The sequence below is a fragment of the Salinimicrobium oceani genome (genome assembly GCF_012037645.1).
This window is the reverse complement of the sequence record NZ_JAAVJR010000689.1, coordinates 1-437: the sequence shown is the minus strand read 5'-3', so window position 1 is coordinate 437 and position 437 is coordinate 1. Positions and strand designations below refer to the sequence as shown.

Here is a 437-nt window from a genome sequence, read left to right as displayed (position 1 = left end):
AATCTGAATTCACATAAAATCCAGGCAACAGATCCCGCTGATCTTCTTCGGTACCTGCCTTTCTTCCGGAGAGGGCATCAGATTTGTCCTGGAAATACCGTTGCATCTCTTCCCTGATCACCAGTTCCTGATATTCTTCGGGCGTTAAGATAAGTGGTGCGGTTATATTAAGTGGTCCAAGAGTTTCAGTATAAATATACCGGTCAAGGATAGGATCATAGGTATAAGAAGCAACAATACTTCCCGGTTGCGGCAATCGAATTTTTCCAAGGGAATAGCCGGTTTTAGTAGTATCCTGAGGAACGGGTGTCACCTGTGCTGAGGCCAGAAATGAGAAAGCCAGTGCACAAAATAGTGCAATGGAATTTGAAAGCCACAACCGACGGCTATAGTTCTGCCCCAAAGGAATTATAGTTTTTTAAGTGCCTGCTTAATAA

1 protein-coding gene is annotated in these 437 nt (G+C 43.7%); it reads right to left on the bottom strand.

What is annotated here, in order from left to right; genetic code table 11:
- A partial coding sequence (locus HC175_RS18890) for a hypothetical protein (RefSeq protein ID WP_168139729.1) occupies nt 1–403 on the bottom strand: 403 nt, incomplete at its 3' end.
- Between the last annotated feature and the right edge of the window lie 34 nt (nt 404–437).